The organism is Streptomyces sp. NPDC088157 (genome assembly GCF_044741545.1).
Lineage (GTDB): Bacteria > Actinomycetota > Actinomycetes > Streptomycetales > Streptomycetaceae > Streptomyces.
On record NZ_JBIUSU010000008.1, the window covers coordinates 1 to 26,712 of the forward strand.

A 26,712-nucleotide genomic window follows, 5' to 3' on the forward strand; every position below is an offset into this window, starting at 1 on the left:
CAAGGAACGGACGCTTCCTTTGTACTCACCCGAGAGACTCTCTCAGGCTTTCCTCCGGGCGCTTCCCTTCGGTCTTGCGTTTCCGACTCTATCAGGGTTTTTCCGGCCCTCTGACCACCGTTCCGCAGGCATGCAGAAGATGATCCGAAGAGAGGATCTGACAAGTTGGGTGCTGCTCGATAGGCGCGCTTGATCGCGTCACTCACCCTCAAGCAGGAGTACGACTGTACACGGGGCCGCAGAGGCGCTGCAAATCGACTAGGGTAGTGGTCTAGACCACGGATCGGGAGCTCTCGTGCCGAACGGGTACTTCATATGACATACCCTGCTGCACAGCTCGCCGACCTGGACAGTCAGTAACGGCCCATACAGATCTCCACCCGGGAGGCTTCCCATGACCACCGTGACGTCCCCTCTAGTAGGACGCGCCATCGGCCTGGCGGCCGTGCCGGACCCGGTCTTCTCCGGGGCCATGGTCGGCCCTGGCACCGCGATCGATCCGGTGCGTGAGCCCTCCGAGGCGGTCGCGCCTGTGGACGGAGTCATCGTGTCGCTCCATCCGCACGCCTTTGTCGTGGTCGACGCCGATGGGCATGGGGTACTCACTCATCTCGGGATCGACACCGTGCAGCTCAACGGCGAGGGCTTCGAGCTCCTGGTGAACAAGGGCGACACCGTGACGCGCGGCCAGGGCATCGTGCGATGGGACCCGGCCGCGGTCGAGAAGGCCGGCAAGTCCCCGGTGTGCCCGGTCGTCGCGCTGGAGGCCACGGCCGACTCGCTCGGCGAACTGCGTGAAGACGGCGACATCAAGGTCGGCGACGTTCTCTTTTCCTGGCAGTAGGACTGCTGCCGTCGTCGCGACGGCACGCAGGACAACCACCGCGGCGGCGGTACCCGCCGCACTATCGGAGACGGGTGAGATGGAGACAACGCTGCGAGGCGTCGGCGTGAGTCACGGTGTGGCGATCGGCGAGGTTCGGCACATGGGAACGGCGGTCCTCGAACCGCCCGCCAAGCAGATCCCGGCGGAGGAGGCGGAACGCGAACAGGGGCGCGCCCGTCAGGCCGTCGAGGCTGTGGCAGCCGACCTGATGGCGCGCGGAAACCTGGCGGGGGGCGAAGCCCAGGCGGTGCTCGAGGCGCAGGCCCTGATGGCCCAGGATCCCGAGCTGATGGTCGACGTGGACCGGCGTATCGCCGTCGGCAGCACGGCCGAGCGTGCCGTGTACGACGCTTTCGCCGCCTACCGTGAGCTGTTGGCAGGGGCCGGCGAGTACCTCGCCGGTCGCGTCGCGGACCTCGATGACGTGCGGAATCGTATCGTCGCCCGTCTGCTGGGCGTCCCGATGCCCGGTGTCCCGGACAGCGACGAGCCGTATGTGCTGGTTGCCCGAGACCTGGCGCCCGCCGACACCGCGCTGCTGGACCCGACGCTCGTGCTCGGTTTCGTGACCGAGGAGGGCGGGCCGACGAGTCACAGCGCCATCCTGGCGCGCGCACTCGGCGTTCCGGCCGTCGTGGCCCTGCCGGGCGCCGGTGAGCTCACCGAGGGAACGGTGATCGCCGTCGACGGCAGCACCGGTGACATTTTCGTGAATCCGAGTGAAGAGAAGAAGGCACAGCTCGAGGCCGCTGCCGCCGAGCGCAGGGCGGCACTGGCCGGCTCGACGGGGCCGGGCGCCACCGCCGACGGTCACAAAGTGCCGCTGCTGGCGAATGTCGGAGGGCCTGCCGATGTGCCGGCCGCCGTCGAGGCCGGGGCCGAGGGCGTCGGATTGTTCCGTACCGAGTTCCTCTTCCTCGACGACAGCAAGAGCGCGCCGTCCGAGGAGAAGCAGGTCGAGGCCTACCGGCAGGTGCTCGAGGCGTTCCCCGAGGGGCGCGTCGTCGTGCGCGTGCTGGATGCGGGCGCCGACAAGCCGCTGGACTTCCTCACTCCGGCCGATGAGCCCAATCCTGCGCTGGGTGTGCGTGGGCTTCGGACCCTGCTGGACCACCCCGACGTCCTGCGGACCCAGCTGACCGCGCTCGCGAAGGCCGCCGAAGGGCTGCCCGTCTACCTCGAGGTCATGGCGCCGATGGTGGCGGACCGCGCCGACGCCAAGGCGTTCGCGGACGCGTGCCGTGCGGCGGGACTGCGGGCGAAGTTCGGCGCGATGGTGGAGATTCCGTCGGCCGCTCTGCGTGCTCGTTCCATTCTGCAGGAGGTGGAATTCCTGTCGCTGGGCACGAACGACCTCGCGCAGTACACGTTCGCCGCCGACCGGCAGGTGGGTGCGGTGTCCCGGCTGCAGGATCCGTGGCAACCCGCGCTGCTGGACCTCGTCGCTCTGTCCGCCGAGGCGGCAAGGGCCGAGGGCAAGAGCTGCGGTGTGTGTGGCGAGGCGGCGTCCGATCCGCTGCTCGCGTGTGTGCTGACGGGTCTGGGAGTCACCTCGCTTTCCATGGGGGCGGCGTCGATTCCCTACGTGCGGACCGCACTGGCGAAGTACACGCTGGCGCAGTGTGAGCGTGCGGCGGCTGCCGCGCGTGCGTCGGACAGTGCCGAGGAGGCGCGTAACGCTGCCCGGGCCGTGCTGTCCGGCGAGTAGTCGGTTCCGGCCGGCCCTCGGTCGGTGAGCGGGGGCGCTCCGCCTTCGGGGGGAGCGCCCCTGGGGTGTGTGGGCGTCCCCTTCGTCAGTGGCTGTGACCCGGCGAGGTTCCCTCCTGGCCGAGATCCGGTGGGAAGCAGTAGTCCACGTTGGACTCGGGTGAGATGAGGTCGCCGGATTCCACGTCGGTGCAATAGGCGTCGAAGACCTCGCCGGCGGTCAGGGGTTCCAGGCCGTCGCCGCGCAGTCGCCACCCGTAGATCCGGTCGGACGTGTCGGGGGCGGTGGTGCGCATGACCAGGCCGCCCGGGCTCTGGGTGGCCAGGCCGAGGGCGAGGACGGTGGTGAACTCGAGCGCTTCGGCCTCGTCGAGTTGCGTGGCGCCGCTGTCCTCCTCGTCCGCGTGGAGTACGGCGATCAGTGTTTCGGGTGTGCCGGTGACGCTGCACACCAGGTGCCGGTTGCCGGGTGGTGCCGTGTCGAGGATGCGGGCGACGAGGTTCGACGCCCGCGTGAAGGCAGCGCGGCCGACGTCCTCGCCGCAGGTCGCGCAGGCGCCGAGGCGCGCGAGCAGGGTGGCCGCGTACTCCCAGGTCGCCTGCCGTACGGCTTCGTCGACGAGTGCGGGCAGGAGGTCGGCGAGGGGCTGGCCCTCGTAGGGGATGGTGGGGCCCGTGGTCGCGAGTTCGGCCGTGAAGCGGGTGCGGTGGGCGGGGATGTCGGGGTCGATTCCCCGGGCCGTGCAGTACTCGGCGTACTCCTGTGGGTCGAAAAGGGCCACGGTGGTGTGGGTGCCCTGCATGGCGCGTGTCTTCAGGAGGTCTTCGACCTGTTGGAGGTAGGTGGCGTGATCGTCGAACGTGAAGGTGCGGTAGCGCCGCATGGCACGGAAGTCGTGTTCGTCGGTGAGCAGACCGATGGTGCCGGCGATTTCACGGCGCAGGACGCGTCGCATGGTCTGGTGGTCGGTGTGTGCCATGTGTTTTCCCCCTGTGTGCACAGTCGATCGATGCTCACTCACAGTAACCGTCCGGACTGACATCGGGTCCTGGGTGATCGGGGATAAACCCGGGCCGCGACGAAATGCGCAGGTCGCAGGGGTGCTGCCGTCTGGGGCCAGATGATCCGGGACCTGACGGCAGTCACGATCGTGACGGCGAGTGGCGCACGGTGCCGGGGTGGGCCGGTGGCGCCGGTTCCCTGTGCACGGCAGCGCGGAGACCGCCGGATGTCGGTCGGCCTCGGACCTCGCGGCGGCTCGATGATGAATTTCCGGGAGTGTGCTCAGGCTCGCTTGCGGGCGAGATCCTCGTAGAAGTGCAGTAGGTCGAGGTTGTCGATGGAGCCGGGGTTGACGGCCTTTTCCAGTGGGGTGCCCTGGAGGAGGCGCTTGACCGGGACCTCGATGCGTTTGCCGGTGAGGGTGTGCGGGACGCCGGGGACCTCGATGACCTCGTCGGGGACATGGCGCGGCGAGAGTTGTTCGCGGATGGCCTGTTTGATGCGGCCGAGGAGTGCTTCGTCGAGCGTGGCCCCGGGGGCGAGGTGGACGAAGAGCGGCATCCAGTAGCCGCCGTCGGACTGCTCGATACCGATGACCAGGGATTCCTTGATCTCGGGGAGTCGTTCGACGACCTCGTAGATGTCGGCGGAGCCCATGCGTACGCCTTGGCGGTTGAGCGTGGAGTCGGAGCGGCCGTGGATGACGACGGAGCCACGCGGGGTGACGGTGATCCAGTCTCCGTGGCGCCACACGCCGGGGTAGGTGTCGAAGTAACTGCCGTGGTAGCGGCTGCCGTCGGGGTCGTTCCAGAAACGGACCGGCATCGACGGCATGGGGTTGGTGACGACGAGTTCGCCGACCTCGTCGATCACGGGGTGACCGTCGGCGTCCCAGGACTGGAGGTCGGTGCCGAGGCCGGGTGCCTGGAGTTCGCCGGTGTGGACCGGCAGCGTCGGGACTGCTCCGGCGAAGCAGGAGCACACGTCCGTGCCGCCGCTGACGGAGGCGATCCACAGGTCGGCCCCGCTCGCCGCGAACTCGTCGTGCAGCCAGCGGAAGCCGTCGGGCGGGAGCGGGGATCCCGTGGTGGCGACGCACTGGACCTTGGAGAGGTCGAAGTCGCGGGCCGGGTGCACCTCTGCTTTGCGGCAGGCCATGACGTACGCGGCGGAGGTGCCGTAGAGGGTGGCGCCGGTGCGTTCGGCGACGCGCCACTGCGCGCCCGTGTCGGGATAGCCGGGGCTGCCGTCGTACAGGACGATCGTGGTGCCGGTCAGGAGGCCGGAGACGAGGAAGTTCCACATCATCCAACCGGTCGAGGTGTACCAGAAGAAGCGGTCCTCGGGTCCCAGGTCGCAGTGCAGGCCGAGCTGCTTGAGGTGCTCGACCAGGATGCCGCCCTGGGACTGGACGATGGCCTTGGGCAGGCCGGTCGTACCGGAGGAGTAGAGCACCCAGAGGGGGTGGTCGAAGGGGACCTGCTCGAAGACGGGTGCCTGGTCCGCGGCCGTCAGGGCCGACCATTCCAGGGCTCCACGGGGCGGTTCCGTGCCCAGCAGGGGGATGTGGACCACGGCCCGCAGGGTGGGCAGCTCGGCGCGGAGTTCCGCTACGACGTCACGGCGATCGTGCTCCTTGCCGCCGTAGCGATAGCCGTCGACCGTGAACAGGACGACGGGCTCGACCTGCTGGAAGCGGTCGAGGACGCTGCGGGCTCCGAAGTCGGGGGCGCAGGAGGTCCATACCCCGCCCACGGCGGCCGTCGCCAGGAGGGCCACGACGGCCTGCGGGATGTTCGGGAGGTAGCCGCTGATCCGGTCTCCGGGGCGGACGCCGAGGGCGCGCAGTTCGCCGGCCAGTGAACCGACCTGGCGGCGCAGCTCGGACCAGGTCATCGGGCTGGGTTCGCGGGTCTCGTCGACGTACAGCAGGGCCGGCTCGGCCGGGCGGGTGGCGGCCGCGCGCAGGGCGTGCTCGGCGTAGTTCAGTGTCGCTCCCGGGAACCACTGGGCACCGGGCATGGAGCGGTCACCCAGTACGCGCGCGTAGGGCGTCGAGAACCGCACGTCGAACCACTCCGCGACGGCTTTCCAGAACGTCTCGAGCTCGTCCACGGACCAGCGGTGCAGCGCTTGATAGCCGCCTTCTGAGGGGGCTCCGTGCCGCTCGGCCGCCCAGGTCTGGAACTTCGTGACCTGAGCTCGCGCGATGCGCTGCGGATCTGGCCGCCAGAGCGGCTCGGGGTTCACGGTCGACATGGGGCGGCTCCCGTACTGTGCGCGTCGTGTGCGTCGCCCGCGCACGAGCTGGGGTGGTGCGCGTGACGCGGCTGACACGGACGATGCCATGTGATCGACTTCCGCACCAGGGTGGGTCCGCCACAGTCCGCGTCGTGAAGATGTGGCCTCATCACAGGTGAACGGCAGTTGAACGACCCGCGCGGCCGGCGCGGTCAGTGACAGGGTGAACAGCATGGACGGTCGTGACCTGGTGCGTTCGATGAAGGCGGTCGGTTCCTCGGGCGCTGCCCAGGGGTTCCGGACCGTGCGGGCCGCCTGGCGCAGGAGCCGCGCCGACGCCGCCGGGCTGCCGGTGCGGGGTCCCGAGCGTGCGCGGGTCCCGGGTCCGCTGCAGGAGGTGGAGCCGGAGCCGGGTGGTGGGACGCTCCGGTTCAGGCGCTCGGAGCTGAGGATCCGCGTCGCCGTGAACGGCGCGGTGTTCTGGGGGTGGGACGGCGCCGAGCCCGAGCCGTCGTACGCGCTGGCCGGCCGCTGTCCGGAGCCGGATCCCCGGGCGGTGCTGGAGCCCGACAAGGACGGCGGGTGGCGGGTCGTCGCCGAACGGGTGACGGTCGTGGTCTCGCGGCACGGTGCCATCGAGGTGTGCACGCCGGGTGGCGTGATGCTGCGGCGTGATCTGCCGCCTCGGTGGTGGGAGCCGCAGGAAGGCGGCCCGGCGCGCTGGATGCAGCGTTCGGAGGTGGCGGCGGACGCGCGCTTCTTCGGTCTCGGCGGGCGAGCGTCCGGGCCACGGCTGCGCGACGGCACCTACCGGCTGTGGAACACGGATCCCGGGCGCGCGTTCGGCCCTGGGGACGACCCGTTGTATCTCACGATGCCGGTGCAGCTGGTGGTGGCCGACGCCGCCACTCACCTGGTGTTCCACGACACGTCCTGGGACGGCACGGTCACGCTGCGGGAGGGCGAGGAGGGAGCCGGCTCCGGGCACGACCGGCCCGGGGCGTGCGAGGTGCGGATGGGCGGAGGCCCGTTGCGCTGCTGGGTGGTGGTGGGCACCCCCGCGCGCGTGCTGCTCGCCTGGGCCTCGCTCACCGGGGCACCGGCGCTGCCGCCCGCGTGGGCGCTGGGTCACCATCACGCGCGCCGGGGTTTCGGGAGCGAGGAGGAGGTGCGCCGGATCGTCACGGGCTATCACGAGCACGGCTTGCCGCTGGACGCCGTCCACCTGGACATCGACCACTACGACGAGCAGCAGGTGTTCACCGTCGATCAGGAGCGTTTCCCGAAACTGGCGGTGCTCGCCGAGGAACTGCGTCGGGACGGCATACGGCTGGTGTCGGTCGTCGGCCCGGCGGTCAAGGCCACGCCGGGCAACGCCGTGTACGACGGCGGGGCGGCCGTGGACGCGTTCGTGCGGGACGCTTCGGGGCGGCTCGTCGAGGGAGTGGTGCGGCCCGGGGAGGTCGTCTTCCCGGACTTCACGCACGCGCGTGTGCGGAAGTGGTGGGGAGGTCTGTACGCCGAGCGGCTTTCGCAGGGGTTCGCCGGTTTCTGGCACGACATGAACGAACCGACGCTGTTCGCAGCCTTCGGGGAACCGACGTTGCCCCGGTCTGCCCGGCACGCCCTGGACGGGCGCGGTGGTGATCATCGCGAGGCACACAACGTGTACGGCCTGTGCATGGCCTGGGCGGCCCACGAGGGGCTGCGGGAGCTGATCGCGGACGAGCGTCCGTTCGTCGTCTCGCGATCCGGCTGGGCGGGCTCGCAGCGCTACGGCGGCACCTGGTCCGGGGAGGTCGCGACGGGCTGGCCGGGACTACGGGCGTCGCTGTCCCTGGTGATGGGGCTCGGGCTGTGCGGTGTGCCGTATTCGGGTCCGGACGTGGGCGGTTTCGACGGCAGTCCGTCGCCCGAGCTGTTTCTGCGCTGGTTCCAGCTGGGCGCGTACCTGCCTCTGTTCCGTACGCAGGCGGGCGTGCGTGCGGGGCGTCGGGAGCCGTGGGAGTTCGGTCCCGAGGTCCTGGAGCACGCGCGCGTGGCGCTCGTCGAGCGTCGGCGGCTGCTGCCGTACTTCGTGACGCTGGCGCATCTGGCCCGCCGTACCGGGGCCCCTTACGTGCGTCCGGTGTGGTGGGGAGCGCCCGGCAACCGGGCGTTGCGCGACTGCGAGGACGCCTTTCTGCTGGGTGACTGCCTCCTGGTGGCGCCGGTGCTCGACCCCGGCCGAGACCGGCGTGCCGTGCAGTTGCCGCGGGGGCGCTGGTACGACACGGCGACGGGGCAGGCGTACCAGGGGCCGGGGCAGGTGTTCGTGGAGGCCCCGCTGTCGCGTATCCCCGTGCTCGCGCGCGCGGGTTCCGTCATACCGGTGCGGGGCGACGACGGCCGGCTGGAGCTGGAGGTGTGGGCCCCGGTCCGGGGGCGGACGGGAGGGGGCGTGGTCGTGCGGGACGCGGGTGACGGCTGGGAGGAACCGGAGATCGAGCGGTACGTCGCCCGCTGGGAGGGGCCGCGGGTCGTCGTCGAACGGGAGGGTGGGGACGGCGTGCACGCGCCGTCCCACCCGGTGCGCGTACGCGGGCTCGACGAGGGGTGAGCTCAGATGTAGCGGCCCTCGAAGAAGGCGCGCACTGCGTGCGTGTGGAGGGGGAAGGCGAGTTCTTCCGGCCGGTGCAGAAGGTGCCAGCCCCCGGTCTCGTTCGTGGGAGCGGTCTCCGGGAGACGGTCCGCGGGTCGCTCCGGCAGGAGCCCGAACAGCAGCAGGTGTCCGTCGGGCGAGCTCATGGCGTCGGCCAGCCGCACGTCGCGGGGGGCGGCGTCGATGCCGGTCTCCTCCCTGAGCTCGCGGACGACGGCCTGCCGCCAGTCCTCACGGTCGTCGATGTAACCACCGGGCAGTGCGATGCCCCCGCGCGCGGGGACGATGGTTCGGGTGATGACGACCAGGGCGGTGCCCTTCGTGTCGTACACGGGCTGGAGCGCGACGGCGACCGGCAGCGGGTTGCGGTAGGCCACGGTGGCACAGGCCGGACAGGTGCGGGGCCAGCCGGTGACGCCCTCCCCGTAGGGCGCTCCGCAACTCGAACAGTGGGAGTCGCGCGCGGAGTTCGAAGTGGAGTGCAGAGATTCGGACACGCGGCGGAGCGTATCCGATCTTGGGGAGGGCGTCGTACGGAGGCGGCTCAATACCTCTGGGCGAGAGACCTGGCGGACACGGGGAAGTCGAAGTAGGTGTCGGGATAGGGCTCGGGCTTGAAGGTGTAGTGCCACCACTCCTCGGCGAGGTTCACGAAGCCGAGAGCCTCCAGGGTGCCTTTGAGGAGCGTCCGGTTGGCGCGCTGCCGGCCCTGGACGCGTGGGTCCAGGGTGTGGGCCAAGGTGTCGAAACAGTCGAAGCCCGTCCCCATGTCGACCGAGTTGTCCGGGAAACGCCGCTGTTGCGGCGCATGGCAGGGCACGAGGGGCTCACCGGGCACGTAGGCCCTGGTCGGCTCCGCCGGGAGCTTCACGAGGGTGAGGTCCAGGGTCGAGCCGCGGCTGTGACCGGACTTCGCGGCGATGTAACCGTCCTCGAAGAGACGTGTCTTGTCGACGTCCGGGTAGAACTCCCCCTTCATGTACTGGTCGTTCAGGTCCTCGGCCCAGCGGACGAAGTGGTCCACGGCGCGTTGGGGGCGGTAGCAGTCGTACACCTTGAGTGAGTATCCCTGGCTCAGCAGGTTCGTCTGGGCCTTGTGCAGGGCTTCGGCGGCCGGGCGGGTGAGGATGCAGATCGGCTGCCGGTAGCCGTCGACGCGCTCACCGACGAAGTTGTGCGGGGTGAAGTAGCGCATCTCCTGAAGGATCGTCGGGTCCACGGTTCTCAAGGCGACGAAGTCCGCAGGGGCTCTGGGATCGGTGTGGGCCCGCGCGGTGGCGGAGGCGGCGGTCAGGGTCAGCAGGGCGACGAGAACCGCGACGACACCGCGTACTGCGCTGGAGAGTCGTGTCATGTCTCCTGCCCTGCCCATTTCGGCATGCCCGTGACACACTTCTGACGATCCGTCAGACACCTGCCGGGAGGCGCCTTGTCACGCACACGCACACCCGTGGTCACGGGATGGTTCGCCGGGGACGGGGACGCCTTCCGGCTGCTCGGCACGCGCTGCTCGGCATGCGGGTCGGTCTTCTTCCCGCGTGAGGACACGCACTGTCGCAACCCTGGCTGCCGGGGCGGCGAGCTGGATGAGGTCCCGCTCTCGCGGAGCGGCCGCATCTGGTCGTACACGGACAGCCGGTACCGCCCTCCGTCACCCTATGTGACCGATCCGGAACTTCCGTGGGAGCCGTGCACGTTGATCGCTGTGGAGCTGGAGGCCGAGCGGATCGTCGTACTCGGACAGGCGGTTCCCGGAGTCACCGTCGCCGATCTGACGGTGGGCATGAAGGTGGAGGTCGTCCCGGGCGTGCTCGACGAGGACGCCGAGACGACCTGGACGACCTGGCGATGGCGGCCGACGGGGGTGGCGGGATGACGACAGAGGTGGCGGTGCTCGGCGCCGGGATGCATCCGTGGGGCAAGTGGGGGCGCGGCTTCGTCGAGTACGGCGTGAAGGCGGCGCGCGCGGCCCTCGCGGACGCCGGTGTGGACTGGCGGGACGTCGGTTCGATCGTGGGCGCGGACACGGTGCGTGGCGGCTATCCGGGATATGTGGCCGGGGCGACGTTCGCGAAGGCCCTGGGGTGGCAGGGCGCACGCGTCGCGAGTGTGTACGCGGCCTGCGCGTCGGGCGCGCAGGCGATCGGCACGGCCCGCGCCCAGATCCTCGCGGGCTTGGCGGACGTCGTGCTCGTGGTCGGAGCCGATGCCGCTCCCAAGGGGTTCTTCCGCCCTGCGGGCGGGGACCGCCCGGACGACCCGGACTGGTTGCGGTTCCGGGTGTTGGGCGCGACCAATCCGACGTACTTCGGGCTGTACGCGCGCAGGCGCATGGCGATGCACGGGGACACGCCGGAGGACTTCGCCCGGGTCAAGGTGAAGAACGCCGCCATGGGCGCGCTGAATCCGAACGCGCGCTACCGCCAGCGGGTCACGGCGGAGGAGGTCGCCGCCTCCGCGGTGGTCGCCGATCCGCTGCGGCTGCTGGACATCTGCGCCACGTCGGACGGCGGCGCGGCCCTGGTGCTGTCCAGCATGGAGTTCGCCCGACGGCACGGGGTGGCGGAGCCGGTACGGATCAGGGCCGTGTCCACGGTGACGCCCCGGTACCCCAACACGGTGCTGGATCTGCCGGACATCGCGACCGATTCCGCGGTGGCGGCGGAGCCGGCCGCTGAACCCTTCCGGGCCTCGATCGCGCGCGCCGCATACGAGGAGGCGGGCGTCGGGCCCGAGGACCTGTCCCTCGCCGAGGTCTACGACCTGTCCACCGCCCTGGAGTTGCAGTGGTACGAGGACCTGGGGCTGTGCGGTGACGGTGAGGCCGCCAAGTTGCTGCGGGAGGGCGTGACGGCGCCGGGCGGCCGTATACCGGTGAACACGAGCGGTGGACTGGCCTCCTTCGGCGAGGCGGTGCCTGCCCAGGCGATCGCCCAGGTCTGCGAGGTCACCTGGCAGTTGCGGGGGCAGGCGGGCGATCGCCAGATCGCGGGCGCGCGCGTGGCCGTCACGGCGAACCAGGGGCTGTTCGGGCATGGTTCGGCGGTGGTCGCGGTGCGGTGAGGAGCGCCGGGACGCCTGCCTGGCACGTGCCTTTCCGGCCGACCGCCTCTCACTCTCCGCGATCAAGCCGGAATCGTGTGTGAACGTCTCATGAACTGCGCCTGGGCGCAGGCCCACGGCGCAATCATGCTCCCGTGCACTCCTGGACGGACACTCTCCGCTTCGCCTTTCAGCCGGTGGTCAACCTGACCACCGGAGGGGTCGTGGGACTGGAGATACTCGCCCGCCCGGAGGCCGGCGACATCTTGGCGCAGGCCCGCCGGGATCCCGAACTCGACGGCCGGCTGGCCGTGTCGGCGGTCCGCGCGGCGGGCCGCGTGGAGACCCTGCTGCCCCTTCACGTGAACGTGTTCGCCGGCACCCTGGCCGACCTGGGCGGGCTCACCGCGCTGCACGGCGCGGTGCGTGAGGCGGGGCGGTTGCCCTGGGAGGTGACGCTCGACGTCGTGCCGCCCTACACGCACGTTCCGCAGCCCGCGCTGCTGGAGGCCCTGAGCGCACTGCGGGGCCAGGGCTTCCGGGTCAGCGCGGACGGGGTCGGGGACGGGGACGCACCGCTGCGGCTGCTCGTCGACATCGCGCCGGACCTCGTCAAGCTCGACGCCTCACTCCTGGGACGGCCCGCGGCGGTCCGGGCGATGCGGACCCTGTGCGACGAACTGGGGGCGCTGCTGGTCGTCGAGGGCGTGGAGACGGAGCTCCAGTGTGCGTCCGCGGTGTCGGCCGGGGCGCAACTGGCCCAGGGCACGCTCTTCGCGCCGCCGAGCCGGCTGCCCGCGGCCGACGTGTACGTTCCGCCGCTCGGGCCCGGCGTCGCGCCGGCGCCCCGGTCGGGGCCGTCGGTGCGGGAGTTCGTCCGGCCGGCCGCGCTGCTGCCCGCCACTGCCTCCGCCGGCCAGGTGCGGGCGCTGCTGACCGGCTCGCCGGACGTGTCCGGGGTACTGCTCGTGGACCGTACGGGGATCCCCGTGCGGTCGGTGCACCGGTCGCGCTTCCTGCTGTCGATGTCCGGGCGCTACGGCCACGCCCTGTACGCGGACCGTCCCGCGGCCAGGCTCGGCGATCCGCCGCGGACGGTGGGCGTCGACGCGACGGCGTGGGAGGTGCTGGACGTGGTGGCGGTCGGTGACCGGGACCGCACCTCCGACGATGTGGCGGTCGTCGACCGGGAGGGACGTTGCGTGGGCGTGGTCCGGCTGGCGGACCTCATACGGGCGCTGGCCGAGAGCCGGGTCGAGGAGGCGGCCGGTCTGAATCCGCTGACGCGGCTGCCCGGTTCGGACGCGATCACCGGGGAGGTGGACCGGCGGATCGCGGAGGGGCGCGGGTTCGCGCTGAGCTGGCTGGACATCGACCACTTCAAGCAGGTCAACGACGGGGCCGGGTTCGCGGCGGGTGACGAGCTGATCCGGTCGGTGGGACGGGCCCTGCAGGCGGCGGCGTCAGGGAACACGCGCGTGGGGCACATCGGCGGAGACGACTTCCTGGTGCTGGCCGATCCGGAGGTCCTTGAGCCGCTGGCCGCTTCCGTGCTGGACGCGCCGTGGTCGGCGGGCGGGCACCCGGTCACGCTGTCGCTCGCCACCGTCCTGTGCCGACCGGGCAGCGTGACCGATCACCGTCAGGCGGCGGCCTGTCTGGCGCCCTTGAAGGGGGCCGCGAAGTCATTGCGCGGGGCGAGCTGGGTGGTCGGGCACGCGGGGCCGACGGGGTACGACATCCGCCGCGGGTCACCGCCGACGGCTCCCGCGGGGACGGGCGCGGTGGGGGTGGAACCGGGGGCGGGCTGACGTGGTGCCGGAAGCCGGGCAAGGCGGTTGGACGGGCAGCCGTTCGGGACGACCGTTCGACGGCCGCGCGCCGCCCGTCGGCGGACTCGGCGCAGGGCTGCTGGAAGCCTCGACGGGCGCTCCGAGCGGTCAGGGGCACCGGAGAGCCTGCCGGTGCGCGAGAGCGGCCACGGAGTGGCTCCAGGGCGGCGCAGGCGAGGGGACCGAGGCGCGGGACGGCGGTCCACACCCCGCAACCCCGGCCGCGCGGCCGGTCCCCTGCGCCTCCAACCGTTGCCGTCGGGCTCCTTGACGCTCCCTGGGTGCCGGTGAACACTTCCCGGTGTCAGCCGACATCGCCGTACATTCTCGGCGTATCCAGGCACGCGCCATGCGGGCTCCCGACGGTGAGCCCGCGCCCCCAGGGGCGATTCGGCTACGACGGCACGCTCGTCACGGACGCCGGGTGGGGCGCGGGATCTCCCTGCCATGGCCGAAGCAGCCACGGGAACCGCACCCTGCACGGCGCACCGGGGTCGATCCGCCCCGGGCCGGGCCTAGGAGCCGCCATGAGCAACGGGGACATATTCGTCGGCGAGGTCATCGGAACCGCGATCCTCATCCTGTTCGGCGCGGGCGTCTGCGCCGCCGTCACCCTCCGATACTCCAAGGCCAGAGCCTCGGGATGGATCGTGATCGCCTTCCGCTGGGGGTTCGCCTGGATCCCGGTCGTCGGTCCACTGGTCGGCGGAGCGCTCGCGGGTCTCCCCCACGACGTGGCCTACTGAGCGGCCGTCAGCCCTCCGTTCGTGCAGCCGGACGTCCGACCCGCCATCGCACAGCCATTCGTGTCGCGATCCGTGCGGTCGGCCGGGCAGCGATTCCCCCGCGGCCGGCCGTTCCGGCGCCCGTGTCGCCGACCACCTCCGCAGTCATCCGCGCAGCCTTCTGAACCAGCCCAAGGGGTAGCCATGACGGAAAACGCCGAAAAGTACGTCGCCGCGATCGACCAGGGCACCACCTCCAGCCGCTGCATCGTCTTCGACCGGAACGGCGCGATCGTCGCCGTCGACCAGCGTGAGCACCGCCAGATCTTCCCCAAGCCCGGCTGGGTGGAGCACGACGCGACCGAGATCTGGTCCAAGGTGCAGGCCGTGGTCGCCGGGGCGATCGCCAAGGCCGGGTTGCGCGCCGACCAGATCAGCGCCCTCGGGATCACCAACCAGCGCGAGACCACCGTGCTGTGGGACCGCGCCACCGGCAAGCCGGTGCACAACGCGATCGTGTGGCAGGACACACGCACCGCGGCACTCTGCGGCCAACTGGGCGGATCCGACGGGCAGGACCGTTTCCGCGACCGGACGGGGCTGCCGCTGGCGAGCTACTTCTCCGGGCCCAAGGCGGCCTGGCTGCTCGACAACGTGCCGGGACTCCGGGCACGCGCCGAGCGCGGCGAGATCGCCTTCGGCACGATCGACTCCTGGCTCATCTGGAACCTCACCGGCGGCACCGACGGCGGCCGCCACGTCACCGACGTCACCAACGCCGGGCGCACCATGCTGATGAACCTGGAGACCCTCCAGTGGGACGCCTCCATCCTGTCCGCGATGAACGTGCCCGAGGCCGTGCTGCCGGAGATCAGGTCCTCCGCCGAGGTGTACGGAACGGCTGTGGGTCAACTCGCGGGCGTGCCGGTCGCGTCGGCGCTGGGCGACCAGCAGGCGGCGGTGTTCGGCCAGGCCTGCTACGAGGTGGGCGCGGCGAAGAACACGTACGGGACCGGCAGTTTTCTCCTGCTCAACACCGGCAACCGACCCGTGCCGTCGAAGCACGGGCTGCTGACGACGATGGGCTACAAGATCGGCGGTGAGGCGCCCGTCTACTGCCTGGAGGGTTCGATCGCCATCACGGGTGCGCTCGTGCAGTGGTTCCGGGACCAGCTCGGCATCATCCGTACGGCCGACGAGATCGAGACCCTGGCGGCGAGCGTCGACGACAACGGCGGCGCCTACATCGTCCCCGCGTTCTCCGGGCTGTTCGCACCGTACTGGCGCTCCGACGCGCGCGGTGTCGTCACCGGCCTCACCCGCTACGTCACCAAGGGCCATCTCGCCCGTGCGGTGCTCGAGGCGACGAGCTGGCAGACGCGCGAGGTCGTGGACGCCATGTTCCAGGACTCCGGGGTGCAGATCACGACCCTCAAGGTGGACGGCGGCATGACCAGGAACAACCTGCTCATGCAGCATCAGGCCGATGTGCTCGGCGTGCCCGTCATCCGGCCCCGGGTGTCCGAGACGACCTGTCTGGGCGCGGCTTACGCCGCGGGGCTCGCCGTCGGTGTGTGGAACGACCTCGACGAGCTCAAGGCGCACTGGAGGAAGGACGCCGAGTGGACTCCGGCGATGGACGCGTCGGTGCGGGACCGGGAGTATCGCAACTGGCGCAAGGCCGTGGAGAAGAGCTTCGGCTGGCTGGAGGACGGCGAAGGCTAGTACGCGCGCGTACTGCCGACCCGCGACGCACGCGCGTGGCTTCTCCTCGTGCCACACACGCGTGCGTCCCGTTGAGCCACGGCTCGTACCCCGGTCGGCGGGGGTACGGGCCGTGCCCGTCCGAACGGCTCAGGTGGTGACCGTCCGACGACGTTCCGCCCCGTAGTCCATCGCGTGCTGGACGACGCCGACCAGGACGTCCCTGACCGATCTGCGGTCGCGCGCGTCGCACAGCACCACCGGTATGCCGTCATCGAGGTCGAGGGCACCGCGCACGTCCTCCTCCGGATAACGGGCGGCGCCCTCGAAGCAGTTGACGGCGATGAGGAAGGGTATGGAGCGCCGTTCGAAGTAGTCGACGGCTGCGAAGCAGTCCTCGAGCCGGCGGGTGTCGGCGAGCACGACGGCGCCGAGCGCGCCCTCGGAGAGCTCGTCCCACATGAACCAGAACCGCTCCTGACCGGGCGTCCCGAAGAGATAGAGCACCAGGTCCTCGCGCAGGGTGATACGCCCGAAGTCCATGGCCACGGTGGTGGTGTGCTTGCCCTCGACGCCGGTCGTGTCGTCGACCGGACGGCCCGCCTCGGTGAGGTACTCCTCGGTACGCAGCGGCCTGATCTCGCTGACGGCCCCGACGAGGGTTGTCTTGCCCACGCCGAAACCGCCGGCCACCAGGATCTTGAGCGTGACGGGTTCGACCGGGGGCTTGCCGCGCTCAGAACGCCCGAAGATCATCGGTCTCTTCTCCTGGTTGATGCTCGACTGGGGGGGGTGGGGGGCGGTGGTCCATGGCCTCCGCCACCGGGGGTGGGGTGCGCTCACGTTCGCGTCCCAGGAGGACGCGGACGCCGGCGACCACGGTGCCGACGTACCGCGCCGGGTTCCCCGACAGCGGTTCGCGCGTCACCGGTCGGCCGTCCGGACGACGCGCGACGACCGCGGCCGAGGCGCCGCCCCCGTCCATCCGGAGCTGTCGGCCGGTCACGTCCTCACCTCGCATCCGCGCTGCTCACAGCGCTCGGAGGCCGTTGATCACATCGCGCAGAATGCTTTCGTCCGGCAGCTCGGCAGGGGGTACCGGACGGTTCACATGGACGAATTCGGCGTCCACGAGGTCGCCGACGAGGACTCGTACCACTCCGATGGGCAGGTTGAGTTCGGCGGCGAGTTCGGCGACCGACTGCGGTGTTTCCCGGCACAGGGCGACGATGTCCACGTGCTCCGGGGACAGCGAGGAATCCGTTTCCGCGTCTTCTGCGTGGGGTTCGGCAACGACCAGCGCGATCAGATCGAGGCGGTGCTGGACCGCACTGGTGGTGCGGCCGCGCGTCATGGCGTACGGACGGACGACCGGTCCTGCCTCGTCGTCGAACCAGTGACTGCTTCCCTGACCGTCTGTGCTCATGCCATCCCACTACCCGCCCGAGGGCAGATCGGTGCGCGGGGTGGATCCCAGATGTACGCCGACCCGCTTGACGAGGAGCGTCATCTCGTACGCCACGAGCCCCACGTCCGAGTCGGCGTCCGAGAGGACGGCCAGGCAGCTGCCGTCGCCGGCGGCCGTGACGAACAGGAAGGCGTCGTCGAGCTCGACGACGGTCTGACGGACGCTGCCGGCCTCGAAGTGCCGGCCGACGCCCTTGGCGAGGCTGTGGAATCCGGAGGCGACGGCGGCCAGGTGTTCGCCGTCCTCCCGGGTCAGGTCCTTGGACACACCCGTCGGCAGGCCGTCGCCGGAGAGGACGACGGCCTTGCGGATGCTGGCGACACGGTCGACGAGTTCGTCGAGGAGCCAGTTCAACTCGCCGTTGTTGGTGGTGCTGTGGCCGGTCGCCTTCGGTGCGGTCATCGACCGTCCCCCTTTGTCGTTCCCTGTGGTGCTGCGCCGCTGTGGGCGTCGTCGCCCGCGGCGTTCTCTACGCGGCCGCGCTGCCAGCCGCGCTGGAGCGAGGCCATCCGGCTGCGTACCTCGTCGGCGTCCCGGTCTGCGGGATCGGCCCGGTCCTCGGTGCGCGGGGCCGGGCCCTGCCTGAGTTGCGGGGCCAGGTTCGCCTGCCGTACCCGCCGGGGCAGCGCACCCGTGCCGGAGCCGCTGCCGTGAGGCGCGGTTCCCTGGTTCCGGTCGCCGCTTTCCGGGGCAGCGCTCCGCGCGCCACCGCCGATCCGGTCGGCCGCGCCGCTGCCTGTCCCGCCCGGCGCGATGTCGCCGGGCCTGGCGGACGGCGTGTCCACGCGCCCGGGCGTGTCGTCGGGACCGCCGGGCCGGGTCGTGGCCTGCCGGGTGCGCTGGGGAAGGGCGGGGGACCGGGACGGCTCATCCGTGCCGCGGCCGGGACGTTCCGGCAGCGCGGGGCGCTCGGCCGTGCCTCCGCCGCGGGGGATCTGTGCGGTCGTGCCGCGGCGGCGCGACGGCAGAGGCGCCGGGCCTTCGCTCTCCCCCCGGCGGGGGCCCGGCCTGGTCGGGGTTTCCGTTTCCGGCTCGGAGCGCCGGGGCCGCTGTTCCGGGACCGGGCGACCGTGCGAGCTGACCAGTTTGGGCATGCGGCGGCCGGTGGGCGGTATGGGCCCGGCCGGGTCGTCGGCGAGGGACCCATGGGGTTCGCCGGAGCCTTCGGGCAGCCTGTGGTGCTGGTCGACGACGCTCCCCGCCGGCTCGTCCTCGGCGCGGGTGAGGGAGTGCCGCGGGCGGAACAGGCCACCGCGGTCGTCGTCCTCGTCGAGGGTGGCCGGGAACTCACCGAGGACGTCCAGGTCGACGGGGGCCTCCAGCTCGACCGGACCGTCGAGCAGCGAGGCGGGCACTCCGGGGAGCTGCACCGAGGCCGGCGAGAGGGCGGTCCTGCGGGTCTCGGTGCCCGCGGCCTCCTTCGGGGGCCGCGGGCGGTCGAGCCGGAAGCCGATGCCGTTGGTGTCGGGGACGTCGTCGGTGAGCAGTGCGTCGGGGATGAAGACGATGGCCGTCGTCCCCCCGTAGGGCGAGGGCTGCAGGGAGACACGGACGTTCTGCCGCTGGGCGAGTCGGCTGACCACGAACAGCCCGAGGCGGTCGGTGTCGGACAGCTCGAACTCCGGTGTCTCGGCCAGCCGGAGGTTGGCCTCAAGGAGAGCCTCGGGCGCCATACCGAGGCCGCGGTCGTGGATCTCGAGGGTGAAACCGTTGGCGACCCGGTCGCCGAACACCTGGACCGCGGTGTGCGGCGGGGAGAACACCGTGGCGTTCTCGAGGAGTTCGGCCACCAGGTGGGTGAGGTCGGCGACGGCCGGGCCGGTGGCGGCGAGCCGCGGCAGCCGGCGGACCTCGATGCGTTCGTAGTCCTCGACCTCGGCGACCGCGGCGCGCACGATGTCCATGAGCTGCACCGGCCTGCGCCACTGCCGGGAGGGGGCGGCGCCCGAGAGGATCACCAGGCCCTCGGCGTGCCGGCGCATGCGGGTGGTGAGGTGGTCGAGGCGGAAGAGGTCGGCGAGCTCCTCGGTGTCCTCGGTGCGGCGCTCCATGGTGTCGAGCAGGGTCAACTGCTTGTGCAGCAGGACCTGGCTGCGGCGGGCGAGGTTGACGAAGACCTCGGAGACACCGGCGCGCAGTTCGGCCTGTTTGACGGCGGCCTCGACCGCCGCGCGCTGGAGGGTGTTGAGGGCCTGGCCGACCTCGCCCATCTCGTTCTTGTCGTACTCCAGCCGCGGCACCTCGGTCTCCACGTCGACCTGTTCGCCCGCGGACAGACGGCGCATCACACTGGGCAGCCGCACGCCGGACGCGTCGTGGGCCTCCATCCGGAGCTGGCGCAGATCGCGGACGAGGCCACGGCCGATCCGGACGGACAGGACGAGGGAGACGAGCAGGGCGACCAGTCCGAAGACACCGGCGACGACCGCCTTGACGATGACCTCGACCGCCACCGGGCGGACCCGGTCCTGGTAGCGGTCGTTGGCCTGCTCGTCCAGGGTGCCGAGCTCGCCGAGCACGTTTCCGGCCGCGGTGTCCCAGTTCTTGGCGCTGACGCCCCGCGGCATGTCGCCGGGCGTGGTGGCGACGACGGCCTGTTCGACGGTCCGTACCGGGGCGGTGGTCGCGTTCTTCCAGAAGCTCTCGTAGCGTTCGCGCTCCGCGGTGGGCAGCTGGGCCAGACTGACCTCGTAGACCACCTCCCGCTGGGCCTCGAGGTCGGAGACGTCGCGGATCTCCGCGCGGCTGAGCCGGCCCACGACCAGGGCGGAGCCGAGCAACGCGTCCTCCTGCGAGAACAGTTCACGGGCGCGGGCGACACTGACGAGCGCTCGGTACTGCTTGTCCATCTCCACGCTGTCGACGACGTCCATCTTGGCCAGCAGGGCGTAACAGGGGTCGATCAGCTGGGTGTAGAGGGCGAGGGCCTGCGCCCGGCTGACGGTGCCCTCCTCGACACCGCGGCGCAGGGAGTCGATTCCGTCGAAGGCGTCGAGCACCGCGGTCAGGCCTTCCCGGTCGTCCTGGTCCAGGACGTCACGCACGTCGGGATCCTGGGCGTTCCCACGAATCTCGGCGAGTGCCTCGTCGGTGGCGGTCCGGGTGCGGCGCAGCGCGGACAGCGCGTCGGACGCACGGGGGTCGGCGAGGTAGACGAGGGTCTGGCGGCGTTCCTGCTGGACGACCCGGACGGTGTCCTCGATCGGGTAGCCGACCTTCTCCACGAGGGACGACACCGTGAACAGGCGGCTCGCCTCGCGTCCCGTGAGTACCGTGGCGAAGCCCCAGATGGCGGTCAGGGACACCAGCGGCACGAGGAGCAGCGCCACGATCTTCCGGCGGATCGACTTCCCGCGAAAGCGCATGGCCTCCCCCAGCTCGAACCCCCACCGGCAGGGGGTACGCATGTGCGTCAACAAACGGCGCGAGCCTACTACCGACGCACAGTTAACTCGAAGAGGTGTCCGGAAGCTGAACTTCCGCCCCGGGGGCGAGACATGGTGTGTTGTCCGGGCATTACGGGAGATTGCCGCCCCGAATCCGATCCTCCGGACCCGACGGGATCCGGTCGTCCACGCACACGAGTTGGCCAGAATTTTCCGTAACTCGGGAATCTTCGGGGTGCGTCATCCGTCCTACTCATTGGGAATTGGGGGCGGAACCGGCCACACGAGCCGTATGCCGCACCTGGGCGGCGTAAAACAGCGCAAGCCGGGCAGCCACTGGGGAGCCGGGTCTTCGACTCGGAGGCAAGCGGTCTGCTGGCGGTGGGGAGTGACACAGTGATGGGCACGGCAGAGCGGCGTGAGGCGCCCGAGGAGGGCGCGGCGGCGCGCGGTACGGCACTGCGGGATCCCGAGGCATCGGATCGCGAGATGCCGGTGGACGGGCACGTGACGGCGGAGCAGCGTGAAAGTCCTGGGGACCGCAAGTCGACCGGCCGTGGCGTCCCCGGGGCCTCGAAGGTCGTCGCGGAGGCGCCGGAGGGCATCCGGCGGACCGGTGCGGTCGGCGCCGGCGGCAGGTCGGCCAGAGAACAGGAGCGGGTCGTCTACCGCCCGTTGTGGGTCGAGGAGCCCGCGCGCAGGCGCCGGATGCCCGACCCGGTACGTACGGCGGCCGTGCGCGCGGTGCTCGTCATCGCCGTGACGTTGATCCAGGCGATGGTCGCCTTCCTGTGCACCCTGGCCGGGTCCTGGCTGGCGTTCCCCATGGTGATCAGCAGCGTGGTCAGTACGGTGCTGGCCACGTGGGGCGCGCTGGACGTCTGGGTGACCCGGCAGGTGTGGAACCAGCGCAACGGCGTGGTGTCCACGCCGAGCAGCACCGCACGTGCCCTGCGACGCGAGCGCCGCCGGGTTCGACGGCAGACCAGGGCCGCCGAGCGCGTGCAGGAACGGATACGCAGGCAGGGCGGCACCGGGCAGCTGTCCCACTCCTGAGGCGGTCGGCGCGGCGCTGACGAAGGGAGCAGCGACAGGTTCCCGGTCAGGCCGCGCCCGGCCCCACCCGGCCCCTCATCTCACGCCGGTCCACCGTCGACGAGGTCGTACGCCGGGCCGCGGAGGTGCGGCCCGGCGGGCCCTTCGACGAACAGGCACAGACCGGCCCGCTGATCTCCGCGGGCCCACCGCGGCCCACCGCGGCAAGGTCGAGGCGTACGTCGCCCAGAGGGCCGGCGGAGGGCGCCGTGTCGCGGTGCGGTGGTGAACGCCCCTCCGGGCCCGGCTACGACGACGGCTTCTCCTACCCGCCCACCGTGCTGGACCGACGTGGTCAACCGGCCTCAGGTGCGGGCCGTTTGTACATCCGTGTCGCCGTGATCTCGCTGCGCACCTGAACCGCGCCCTCTCCGGCCGGGGCCTGCTGCGGCAGACCCGGCCGGAGGTGTTCCTCGACGCTGATGTACTTCAGGCCCGCCCGCAGGTCGGCGTCGTTGCGCAGCCGGATGACCAGGGGGAACTCCGCCAGCGCCGTCGTGTCGAACAGGCCTGTGGTGTAGAGGAGTTGCACGCCCAGGGCGTCCGAGACCGCGCGCTGGAGCTCCAGCAGATAGGTCGCGTTGGCGCGCCCGATGGGGTTGTCGAGGAACAGCGTGCCGGCGTACCGGTGCTTGTCCCGGCCCCGGTCGTTGCTGCGCAGCGCCGCCATCGTGCAGTACAGGGCGATGGCCGCGGTGAGCAGCTGGCCGCCGGAGAACACGTCGCCCATCTGGCCGACGGGCACCCGCTCGGCGCGCAGTACGGCGTCCGGCTTGAGGATCTCGACGGCGACGCCCTTGGGCTGGAGAGCCGCGCCGACCCCGCGCAGCAGCAGCGACATGCCGTCGCGCCGCAGGTCGGAGTTCTTCTTGACGGCCGCCCGGGTCGCCTCGTCGATGACCTCGCCGAGCCGCTCGGTCAAGGTGGTCTGGTCGGGCTCCTCGAAGCGGATGCGCAGGAACTCCTGCCCCGACCACTCGCCGAGCCCCTCGGGCAGCCGGGAGAGCCGCTGGGCCGAGCGCAGGGTGGCGAGCGCGGACTCGACGAGCCCCCGCAGCCGGTCCACGATCGAGTCCCTGTTGCGCTCCAGCTGCTCCAGCTCGTCCGTCAGGACGCGCAGCCGGGGTGCGAAGGCGTTCGCCCACTTCTGCGCGTGCTCGGGGAGCGCGGAGGCGGGCAGCTCACGGATCTGCTGACGGGCCGGGGTGCGGACCTGTTCGTAGCGCGTGGAGTTGGCGTGCCGTACGAGGATGTCACTGGCCTCGCGGACGGCGGACTCGGCGGCGGACAGGTCGGCGGCGCAGCCGCGCAGGGAGCGGCGGGCCTCGGCGGCCGACTGGCGGGCCTCCTCCGTGGTGCCCGGATAGGGCTCCGCCTCCTCCTGGTCCTCGTCAACGGTGTGTTCGCGCAGCAGATCCCGGAGCATCGCGGCGATCTCGTCGAAGCCACCGGCCGCGTCCTCGGCGGCACGGTGGGCGGCCAGGAGTTCGGCGTGGGCCTCGCGCGACTGGTTCAACGCCTCGGTACGCGAGGCGAGTTCGGCCGTCGCGGTGCGCAGCAGCGCCTGGGCGTGCTCGGCGTCGCGCGGCTGGAGCTCCTCGGACAGTTCGGTGTGGGCCTCGCCGTCCTCGGGGGCGTGCCGCTCGGCTTCGCCGCGCAGCCGCCCGAGCTGCTCGCTCGCGGTGGACACACGGGTCTCCAGGAGCTGCACCAGCTCCTCCGCCCGGGCGGCTGCGGCCTGCCGGGACGGCCCGTCCGAGCCGTCGGGCGACTGGAGCAACTGCTCCGCGCGCGTGCGGACCTTGTTGCTGAGCCGGTCCAGCTCGGCGCGGGCCGCGCTCTCGTCGCTCTCCGCGCGGGCCTGCTCGGCCCGCAGATCCGCCCCCACGCCGACCTTCTCGTACAGCTGGGACGCCGCCCGGTACGCCTCGCGGAGGGCCGGCAGGGATGCCTTGGAGGCGTCCGCGTCGTCCTGCGGTACGTCGTCGGGGGCGCCGGCGATCTCGGCTCGTTCGGCGCGCAGGGCACGCGCGGTACGACGGGCGTCGTCGGCTGCGCGCTGGGCGCCGCGCCGGTCCTCGTCGGCGGCGCGGGCGCGCTCCAGGCAGGTCTGGGCGCGGGCCTCCGACTCGGCGGCCTCGTCGGCGAGTTCACGCACCTTGACCTGCCAGCCGGCGCGCTCGCGCAGCCGGAAGGCGAGCCCGGCCAGGGCATCGGCGGCGCGCCGGGCCTTCTGCGCGGCCTCCTGGCGCTCGTCGCGCACCTGGGCCGCCTCCACGGCGGTCTCGTCGGCCTCCGCGCGCACGGTCCGCGCCTCGGACAGCTCGGCCTCGGACTCCTCGGCGAACGCGCGCGCCTCTGCCGCGGACCGCGCCAGCTCGGCGAGCCGTCCGGCCGGGCAGCCGCTACGCCAGGAGGCCAGCCGGGCGGCCAGCTCGCGGTCCTTGGCGAGCCGCGCCGCGAGCCGCCGGATGTCCTCGTCGCGCTCGGTCGCCCGCGCGCGCAGAGCCTGCCGCTCCTCGTCGGCGGCGTGCTCGTCGTGCATGGCCGGGTTCGGCGGGACGAGGAAGACGTCACTGCTCTGGTCGTCGGCCGCCGGGGTCGGTGCCAGCAGGGCGGCGGCCGTGCCGACGGCCACGGCCGAACGGGGCAGCAGGGCGGCGTCACCGAGCGCTTCACGCGCGCGTGCGTGCGACGCGGGGTCGGTGATGATCACGCCGTCGACCAGTTCGGGCCGGGCGGCGAGCACGCGTGTGTGGTCGGCGGGGTCGACGGCCTGCGCGAGGTAGCGCCAACCGGGCAGGGCGGGAATGCCGTGCTCGCCGAGGAACTCGACGGTGGCCAGCACGTCCGGGCCGGGCGGCAGCAGTCCGCCGTCACCGAGCGCGCCGAGGATGCGGGAGTCGTCGGCGGCCGCGGTCCGCAGCTCGAAGAGCTGCCGTTCGGCGGAGGAGACGGTGTCGTCGAGGAGTTCGCGCAGCTCGTCGGCGCAGCGGTCCAGCTCCTCGGGGGTCAGGAGGGAGCCGTCCTCGGGCTCGCCGTCCCGCCGTGGCTGCGGAATCCGCGGGCGGGTGGCGCCGCCGGTCAGCCCGAGCAGTTCCACGAGCCGTTCCTCGTCGGCCAGGGACTCGGCGAGCCGCCGCTCGGCTTCGTACGAACGTTGCGCCGCCGTCGCCGCGTCGGCGGCCCGGGCCGCGGTGAGCTCGGCGCGGGACTCCGCGGAGGCGGCCTCGCGCGCGTGCTCGCCGGCCCTTCGTGAGGCGTCACGCGCCGTGTCCCAGGCGGCGACGGCGGTCTTCTCGGCGTCGCTGGCGGCGAGGGCCGCTCGGGCCGGGTCGGCGTCGGGTGCGCTGTCGTCCAGCCAGCCCGCGCGTACCGCCTCGGCGGTCTCCTGCTCGACCTCGGAGAGGCGCTGGCGCAGGTGGCCCACCTCGCTGCGGGCACGCTGGGCGTCGGTGGCGGCGGACGTGGAGTCCCGGTGCGCGGACTCGCCGACCTCCTGGAGGGCCGCGGAGCGTTCCTCCTCCTCGTTGGCGAGGGTCTCGGCGCTCTCGGCGGCGGCGTGCAGGGCCCGTACGAGGTCGACGGCGGCCTTGGCGCGGGCGGCGAGCGCGGGGGCGGCGTCGCGTTCGGCTTCCTGGATCGCGGCGGAGACGCGCGCGACCCGGTCGGCGGCGGCGCGATGGCGCAGCACGGCCTCGGCGGCCTGCCAGGCGGAGTGCAGGGTGCGGGCGTCGGCGAGTTCGCGCTTCTGCGCGGCGGCGGACTTCTCGGCGGCGGCGAGCGCCAACGAGGCGTGCCGGTAGGCGAGTTCGGCGGCGATCAGGGCGCTGCGCTCCCGTACCCCCTCGGAGTGCGTGACGGCCTGGGCGGCGGCCGTGACCCGCTGGGCGAGATCACCGGCCCGCGCCTTCTCCCGCCCGCCCCGCGCGGACAGCCGCCGGGCCAGTGCGCGGGTGCGCCGCTCGGCCCCGGTGTGGATGTCACGCGCGTGTGCCCGCGTCCCGGCGGCCTCGACGATCCGTCCGAGCAGGTCCACCGACCCGGCGGTGAAGTCGCGTTCGGCGATCAGTTCGGCGCGGCGGCCCAGCTTGTTGCCGAAGCCGCTGACCAGGTCGGCGAGGCCGTCGGTGTCCCGTGTGTCGGTCACGGCGCGCAGCAGGAGGTCCGTGAAGTCGGAGTCCTTCTTGACGGCGAAGAGGCCGGCGGCCTCACCCTCGTCGGCGTTCATCTCCCGCTGGTAGCGGAAGAGTTCGGGGTCGAGGCCCAGTTCGCCGAGGTGCTCGATCCACCGGTCGTGGATCTCCTCCCAGTGCACCTCCAGGTGCGGGTACGCCTTCCCCGCCTCGGTGATGGCGTCCCGGAACCCCTTCATGGTGCGCCGCCGCCCCTGCGCGCCGGAGGCGCCCTCGACGGGGGGCCTTACCGCGGTCGACTCGGCGACGGGCAGGTTGTCCAGGCTCAGCCCGGGCCCGGGCCGGAACGAGTACCACGCCTCCGCGAACTTCCGGGGATCGTTGGACACCTGTCGCCCGCGCCACTCGCTCGCCTTGCCCACGACCACGCGCTCACCGGTGAGGACGTGCTGCCACTCCAGCGCCACGTGTCCGCAGTCGTCGGCGAGCAGGAACTTGCGCAGCACGCCGGAGCTGGCCCCGCCGAGGGTGTTGCGGTGGCCCGGCAGCATGACCGAGAAGATCAGCTTGAGCAGGACGGACTTGCCGCCGCCGTTCTCCAGGAAGAGCACTCCCGCCGGCGCGGGCCGCCGCGGCGGGCCGACGGGCTCCTCCTCGAAGAACTCCGCCTGCGTGGGCGCGGGGTCGGGCACGATGTCGCCCACGCCCCGCAGGTCAAGCACGGTGTCGGCGTAGCGCGCACCGGCAGGCCCGATGGAGTAGAGGCGGACCCGGGACAGCTCGTACATGGCGGACTCTCGTAAGTCTTCGGCAGATCGGGGGGGGAGGCGCTTCGCAAGTCCTGAG

18 protein-coding genes and 1 pseudogene are annotated in these 26,712 nt (G+C 71.9%); 10 read left to right on the top strand and 9 right to left on the bottom strand.

Annotated features, from left to right (window positions below):
* Positions 1-394 precede the first annotated feature (394 nt).
* Positions 395-844 carry a PTS glucose transporter subunit IIA gene (locus tag ACIPFH_RS29700; RefSeq protein WP_356253924.1) on the top strand — a complete coding sequence of 150 codons (450 nt, stop codon included), beginning with the start codon at positions 395-397 and terminating at the stop codon, positions 842-844.
* A 79-nt stretch (positions 845-923) separates the two neighbouring features.
* Entirely contained in the window at positions 924-2,594 is a 1,671-nt protein-coding gene (gene ptsP, locus ACIPFH_RS29705) for a phosphoenolpyruvate--protein phosphotransferase (protein ID WP_401831175.1), read from the top strand.
* An 85-nt stretch (positions 2,595-2,679) separates the two neighbouring features.
* Here the strand turns inward: ptsP and ACIPFH_RS29710 are convergent, their stop codons facing one another.
* Together ACIPFH_RS29710 and ACIPFH_RS29715 are read right to left on the bottom strand one after the other, a co-directional pair.
* Positions 2,680-3,573, bottom strand: a complete 894-nt coding sequence (locus ACIPFH_RS29710) for a hypothetical protein (protein ID WP_401831177.1) — start codon at positions 3,571-3,573, stop codon at positions 2,680-2,682.
* Positions 3,574-3,878: 305 nt separating this feature from the next.
* Positions 3,879-5,855, bottom strand: a complete 1,977-nt coding sequence (locus tag ACIPFH_RS29715; RefSeq protein ID WP_401831179.1) for an acetoacetate--CoA ligase — start codon at positions 5,853-5,855, stop codon at positions 3,879-3,881.
* 214 nt (positions 5,856-6,069) lie between these two features.
* Between ACIPFH_RS29715 and ACIPFH_RS29720 the strand changes: the two genes are divergently transcribed.
* A complete protein-coding gene (locus ACIPFH_RS29720; RefSeq protein ID WP_401831181.1) occupies positions 6,070-8,436 on the top strand; it encodes a TIM-barrel domain-containing protein in 2,367 nt (788 codons plus the stop codon).
* A gap of 2 nt (positions 8,437-8,438) precedes the next feature.
* Here ACIPFH_RS29720 and ACIPFH_RS29725 read toward each other — a convergent pair whose 3' ends face one another.
* Positions 8,439-8,975 (bottom strand): NUDIX domain-containing protein, encoded by a 537-nt coding sequence (locus ACIPFH_RS29725; RefSeq protein WP_401831183.1) that lies wholly within the window; start codon positions 8,973-8,975, stop codon positions 8,439-8,441.
* 47 nt (positions 8,976-9,022) lie between these two features.
* Positions 9,023-9,832: a M15 family metallopeptidase gene (locus ACIPFH_RS29730; RefSeq protein ID WP_401831184.1), complete on the bottom strand. Its 810-nt coding sequence runs from the start codon at positions 9,830-9,832 to the stop codon at positions 9,023-9,025.
* Between the two features lie 96 nt (positions 9,833-9,928).
* On the opposite strand from ACIPFH_RS29730, the gene ACIPFH_RS29735 reads away from it, so the two are divergent.
* The 5 genes and pseudogenes from ACIPFH_RS29735 (at position 9,929) to glpK (ending at position 15,802) form a co-directional block, all read left to right on the top strand.
* Positions 9,929-10,354, top strand: coding sequence for a Zn-ribbon domain-containing OB-fold protein (locus ACIPFH_RS29735; RefSeq protein WP_401831890.1), 426 nt, complete (start codon positions 9,929-9,931; stop codon positions 10,352-10,354).
* Positions 10,351-11,541 (top strand): lipid-transfer protein, encoded by a 1,191-nt coding sequence (locus ACIPFH_RS29740; RefSeq protein WP_401831186.1) that lies wholly within the window; start codon positions 10,351-10,353, stop codon positions 11,539-11,541. Before ACIPFH_RS29735 ends, ACIPFH_RS29740 begins: the two co-directional genes overlap by 4 nt.
* Before the next feature lie 134 nt (positions 11,542-11,675).
* A complete protein-coding gene (locus ACIPFH_RS29745; protein WP_401831187.1) occupies positions 11,676-13,331 on the top strand; it encodes an EAL domain-containing protein in 1,656 nt (551 codons plus the stop codon).
* Positions 13,332-13,879: 548 nt separating this feature from the next.
* Positions 13,880-14,068 (top strand): annotated as a pseudogene (locus tag ACIPFH_RS29750) (aquaporin family protein); the annotation flags it as partial.
* Between the two features lie 213 nt (positions 14,069-14,281).
* Positions 14,282-15,802 (top strand): glycerol kinase GlpK, encoded by a 1,521-nt coding sequence (gene glpK / locus ACIPFH_RS29755; protein ID WP_401831189.1) that lies wholly within the window; start codon positions 14,282-14,284, stop codon positions 15,800-15,802.
* A 129-nt stretch (positions 15,803-15,931) separates the two neighbouring features.
* Here glpK and ACIPFH_RS29760 read toward each other — a convergent pair whose 3' ends face one another.
* From ACIPFH_RS29760 to ACIPFH_RS29775, 4 genes are all read right to left on the bottom strand, one after another.
* Positions 15,932-16,537, bottom strand: coding sequence for an ATP/GTP-binding protein (locus tag ACIPFH_RS29760; protein ID WP_356253897.1), 606 nt, complete (start codon positions 16,535-16,537; stop codon positions 15,932-15,934).
* A 274-nt stretch (positions 16,538-16,811) separates the two neighbouring features.
* Positions 16,812-17,207 carry a DUF742 domain-containing protein gene (locus ACIPFH_RS29765; RefSeq protein WP_356253894.1) on the bottom strand — a complete coding sequence of 132 codons (396 nt, stop codon included), beginning with the start codon at positions 17,205-17,207 and terminating at the stop codon, positions 16,812-16,814.
* Positions 17,208-17,216: 9 nt separating this feature from the next.
* Positions 17,217-17,651, bottom strand: coding sequence for a roadblock/LC7 domain-containing protein (locus tag ACIPFH_RS29770; protein WP_356253891.1), 435 nt, complete (start codon positions 17,649-17,651; stop codon positions 17,217-17,219).
* The gene (locus ACIPFH_RS29775) at positions 17,648-20,614 is read right to left on the bottom strand and encodes a nitrate- and nitrite sensing domain-containing protein (RefSeq protein WP_401831892.1); all 2,967 of its coding nucleotides are present in this window, start codon (positions 20,612-20,614) and stop codon (positions 17,648-17,650) included. Before ACIPFH_RS29775 ends, ACIPFH_RS29770 begins: the two co-directional genes overlap by 4 nt.
* 420 nt (positions 20,615-21,034) lie before the next feature.
* Between ACIPFH_RS29775 and ACIPFH_RS29780 the strand changes: the two genes are divergently transcribed.
* Both ACIPFH_RS29780 and ACIPFH_RS29785 read left to right on the top strand, forming a co-directional pair.
* On the top strand, positions 21,035-21,691 hold the full coding sequence (locus ACIPFH_RS29780; protein ID WP_401831191.1) for a hypothetical protein: 657 nt from the start codon (positions 21,035-21,037) through the stop codon (positions 21,689-21,691).
* Between the two features lie 77 nt (positions 21,692-21,768).
* On the top strand, positions 21,769-22,089 hold the full coding sequence (locus ACIPFH_RS29785) for an aldehyde dehydrogenase family protein (RefSeq protein WP_401831894.1): 321 nt from the start codon (positions 21,769-21,771) through the stop codon (positions 22,087-22,089).
* On the opposite strand, the gene ACIPFH_RS29790 is transcribed toward ACIPFH_RS29785, so the two are convergent.
* Complete coding sequence (locus tag ACIPFH_RS29790; protein ID WP_401831194.1) at positions 22,026-26,654, bottom strand: hypothetical protein; 4,629 nt, start codon at positions 26,652-26,654, stop codon at positions 22,026-22,028. The two genes, ACIPFH_RS29785 and ACIPFH_RS29790, sit on opposite strands and share 64 nt — an antisense overlap.
* Positions 26,655-26,712: the final 58 nt, after the last annotated feature.

What these genes read in the sequence shown, in the direction of transcription:
- ACIPFH_RS29700 (WP_356253924.1), top strand. Translation starts at nt 395, where the DNA reads ATGACCACCGTGACGTCCCCTCTAGTAGGACGCGCCATCGGCCTGGCG.
- ptsP (WP_401831175.1), top strand. Translation starts at nt 924, where the DNA reads ATGGAGACAACGCTGCGAGGCGTCGGCGTGAGTCACGGTGTGGCGATC.
- ACIPFH_RS29710 (WP_401831177.1), bottom strand. Translation starts at nt 3,573, where the DNA reads ATGGCACACACCGACCACCAGACCATGCGACGCGTCCTGCGCCGTGAA.
- ACIPFH_RS29715 (WP_401831179.1), bottom strand. Translation starts at nt 5,855, where the DNA reads ATGTCGACCGTGAACCCCGAGCCGCTCTGGCGGCCAGATCCGCAGCGC.
- ACIPFH_RS29720 (WP_401831181.1), top strand. Translation starts at nt 6,070, where the DNA reads ATGGACGGTCGTGACCTGGTGCGTTCGATGAAGGCGGTCGGTTCCTCG.
- ACIPFH_RS29730 (WP_401831184.1), bottom strand. Translation starts at nt 9,832, where the DNA reads ATGACACGACTCTCCAGCGCAGTACGCGGTGTCGTCGCGGTTCTCGTC.
- ACIPFH_RS29740 (WP_401831186.1), top strand. Translation starts at nt 10,351, where the DNA reads ATGACGACAGAGGTGGCGGTGCTCGGCGCCGGGATGCATCCGTGGGGC.
- glpK (WP_401831189.1), top strand. Translation starts at nt 14,282, where the DNA reads ATGACGGAAAACGCCGAAAAGTACGTCGCCGCGATCGACCAGGGCACC.
- ACIPFH_RS29760 (WP_356253897.1), bottom strand. Translation starts at nt 16,537, where the DNA reads ATGATCTTCGGGCGTTCTGAGCGCGGCAAGCCCCCGGTCGAACCCGTC.
- ACIPFH_RS29765 (WP_356253894.1), bottom strand. Translation starts at nt 17,207, where the DNA reads ATGAGCACAGACGGTCAGGGAAGCAGTCACTGGTTCGACGACGAGGCA.
- ACIPFH_RS29770 (WP_356253891.1), bottom strand. Translation starts at nt 17,651, where the DNA reads ATGACCGCACCGAAGGCGACCGGCCACAGCACCACCAACAACGGCGAG.
- ACIPFH_RS29775 (WP_401831892.1), bottom strand. Translation starts at nt 20,614, where the DNA reads ATGCGCTTTCGCGGGAAGTCGATCCGCCGGAAGATCGTGGCGCTGCTC.
- ACIPFH_RS29780 (WP_401831191.1), top strand. Translation starts at nt 21,035, where the DNA reads ATGGGCACGGCAGAGCGGCGTGAGGCGCCCGAGGAGGGCGCGGCGGCG.
- ACIPFH_RS29790 (WP_401831194.1), bottom strand. Translation starts at nt 26,654, where the DNA reads ATGTACGAGCTGTCCCGGGTCCGCCTCTACTCCATCGGGCCTGCCGGT.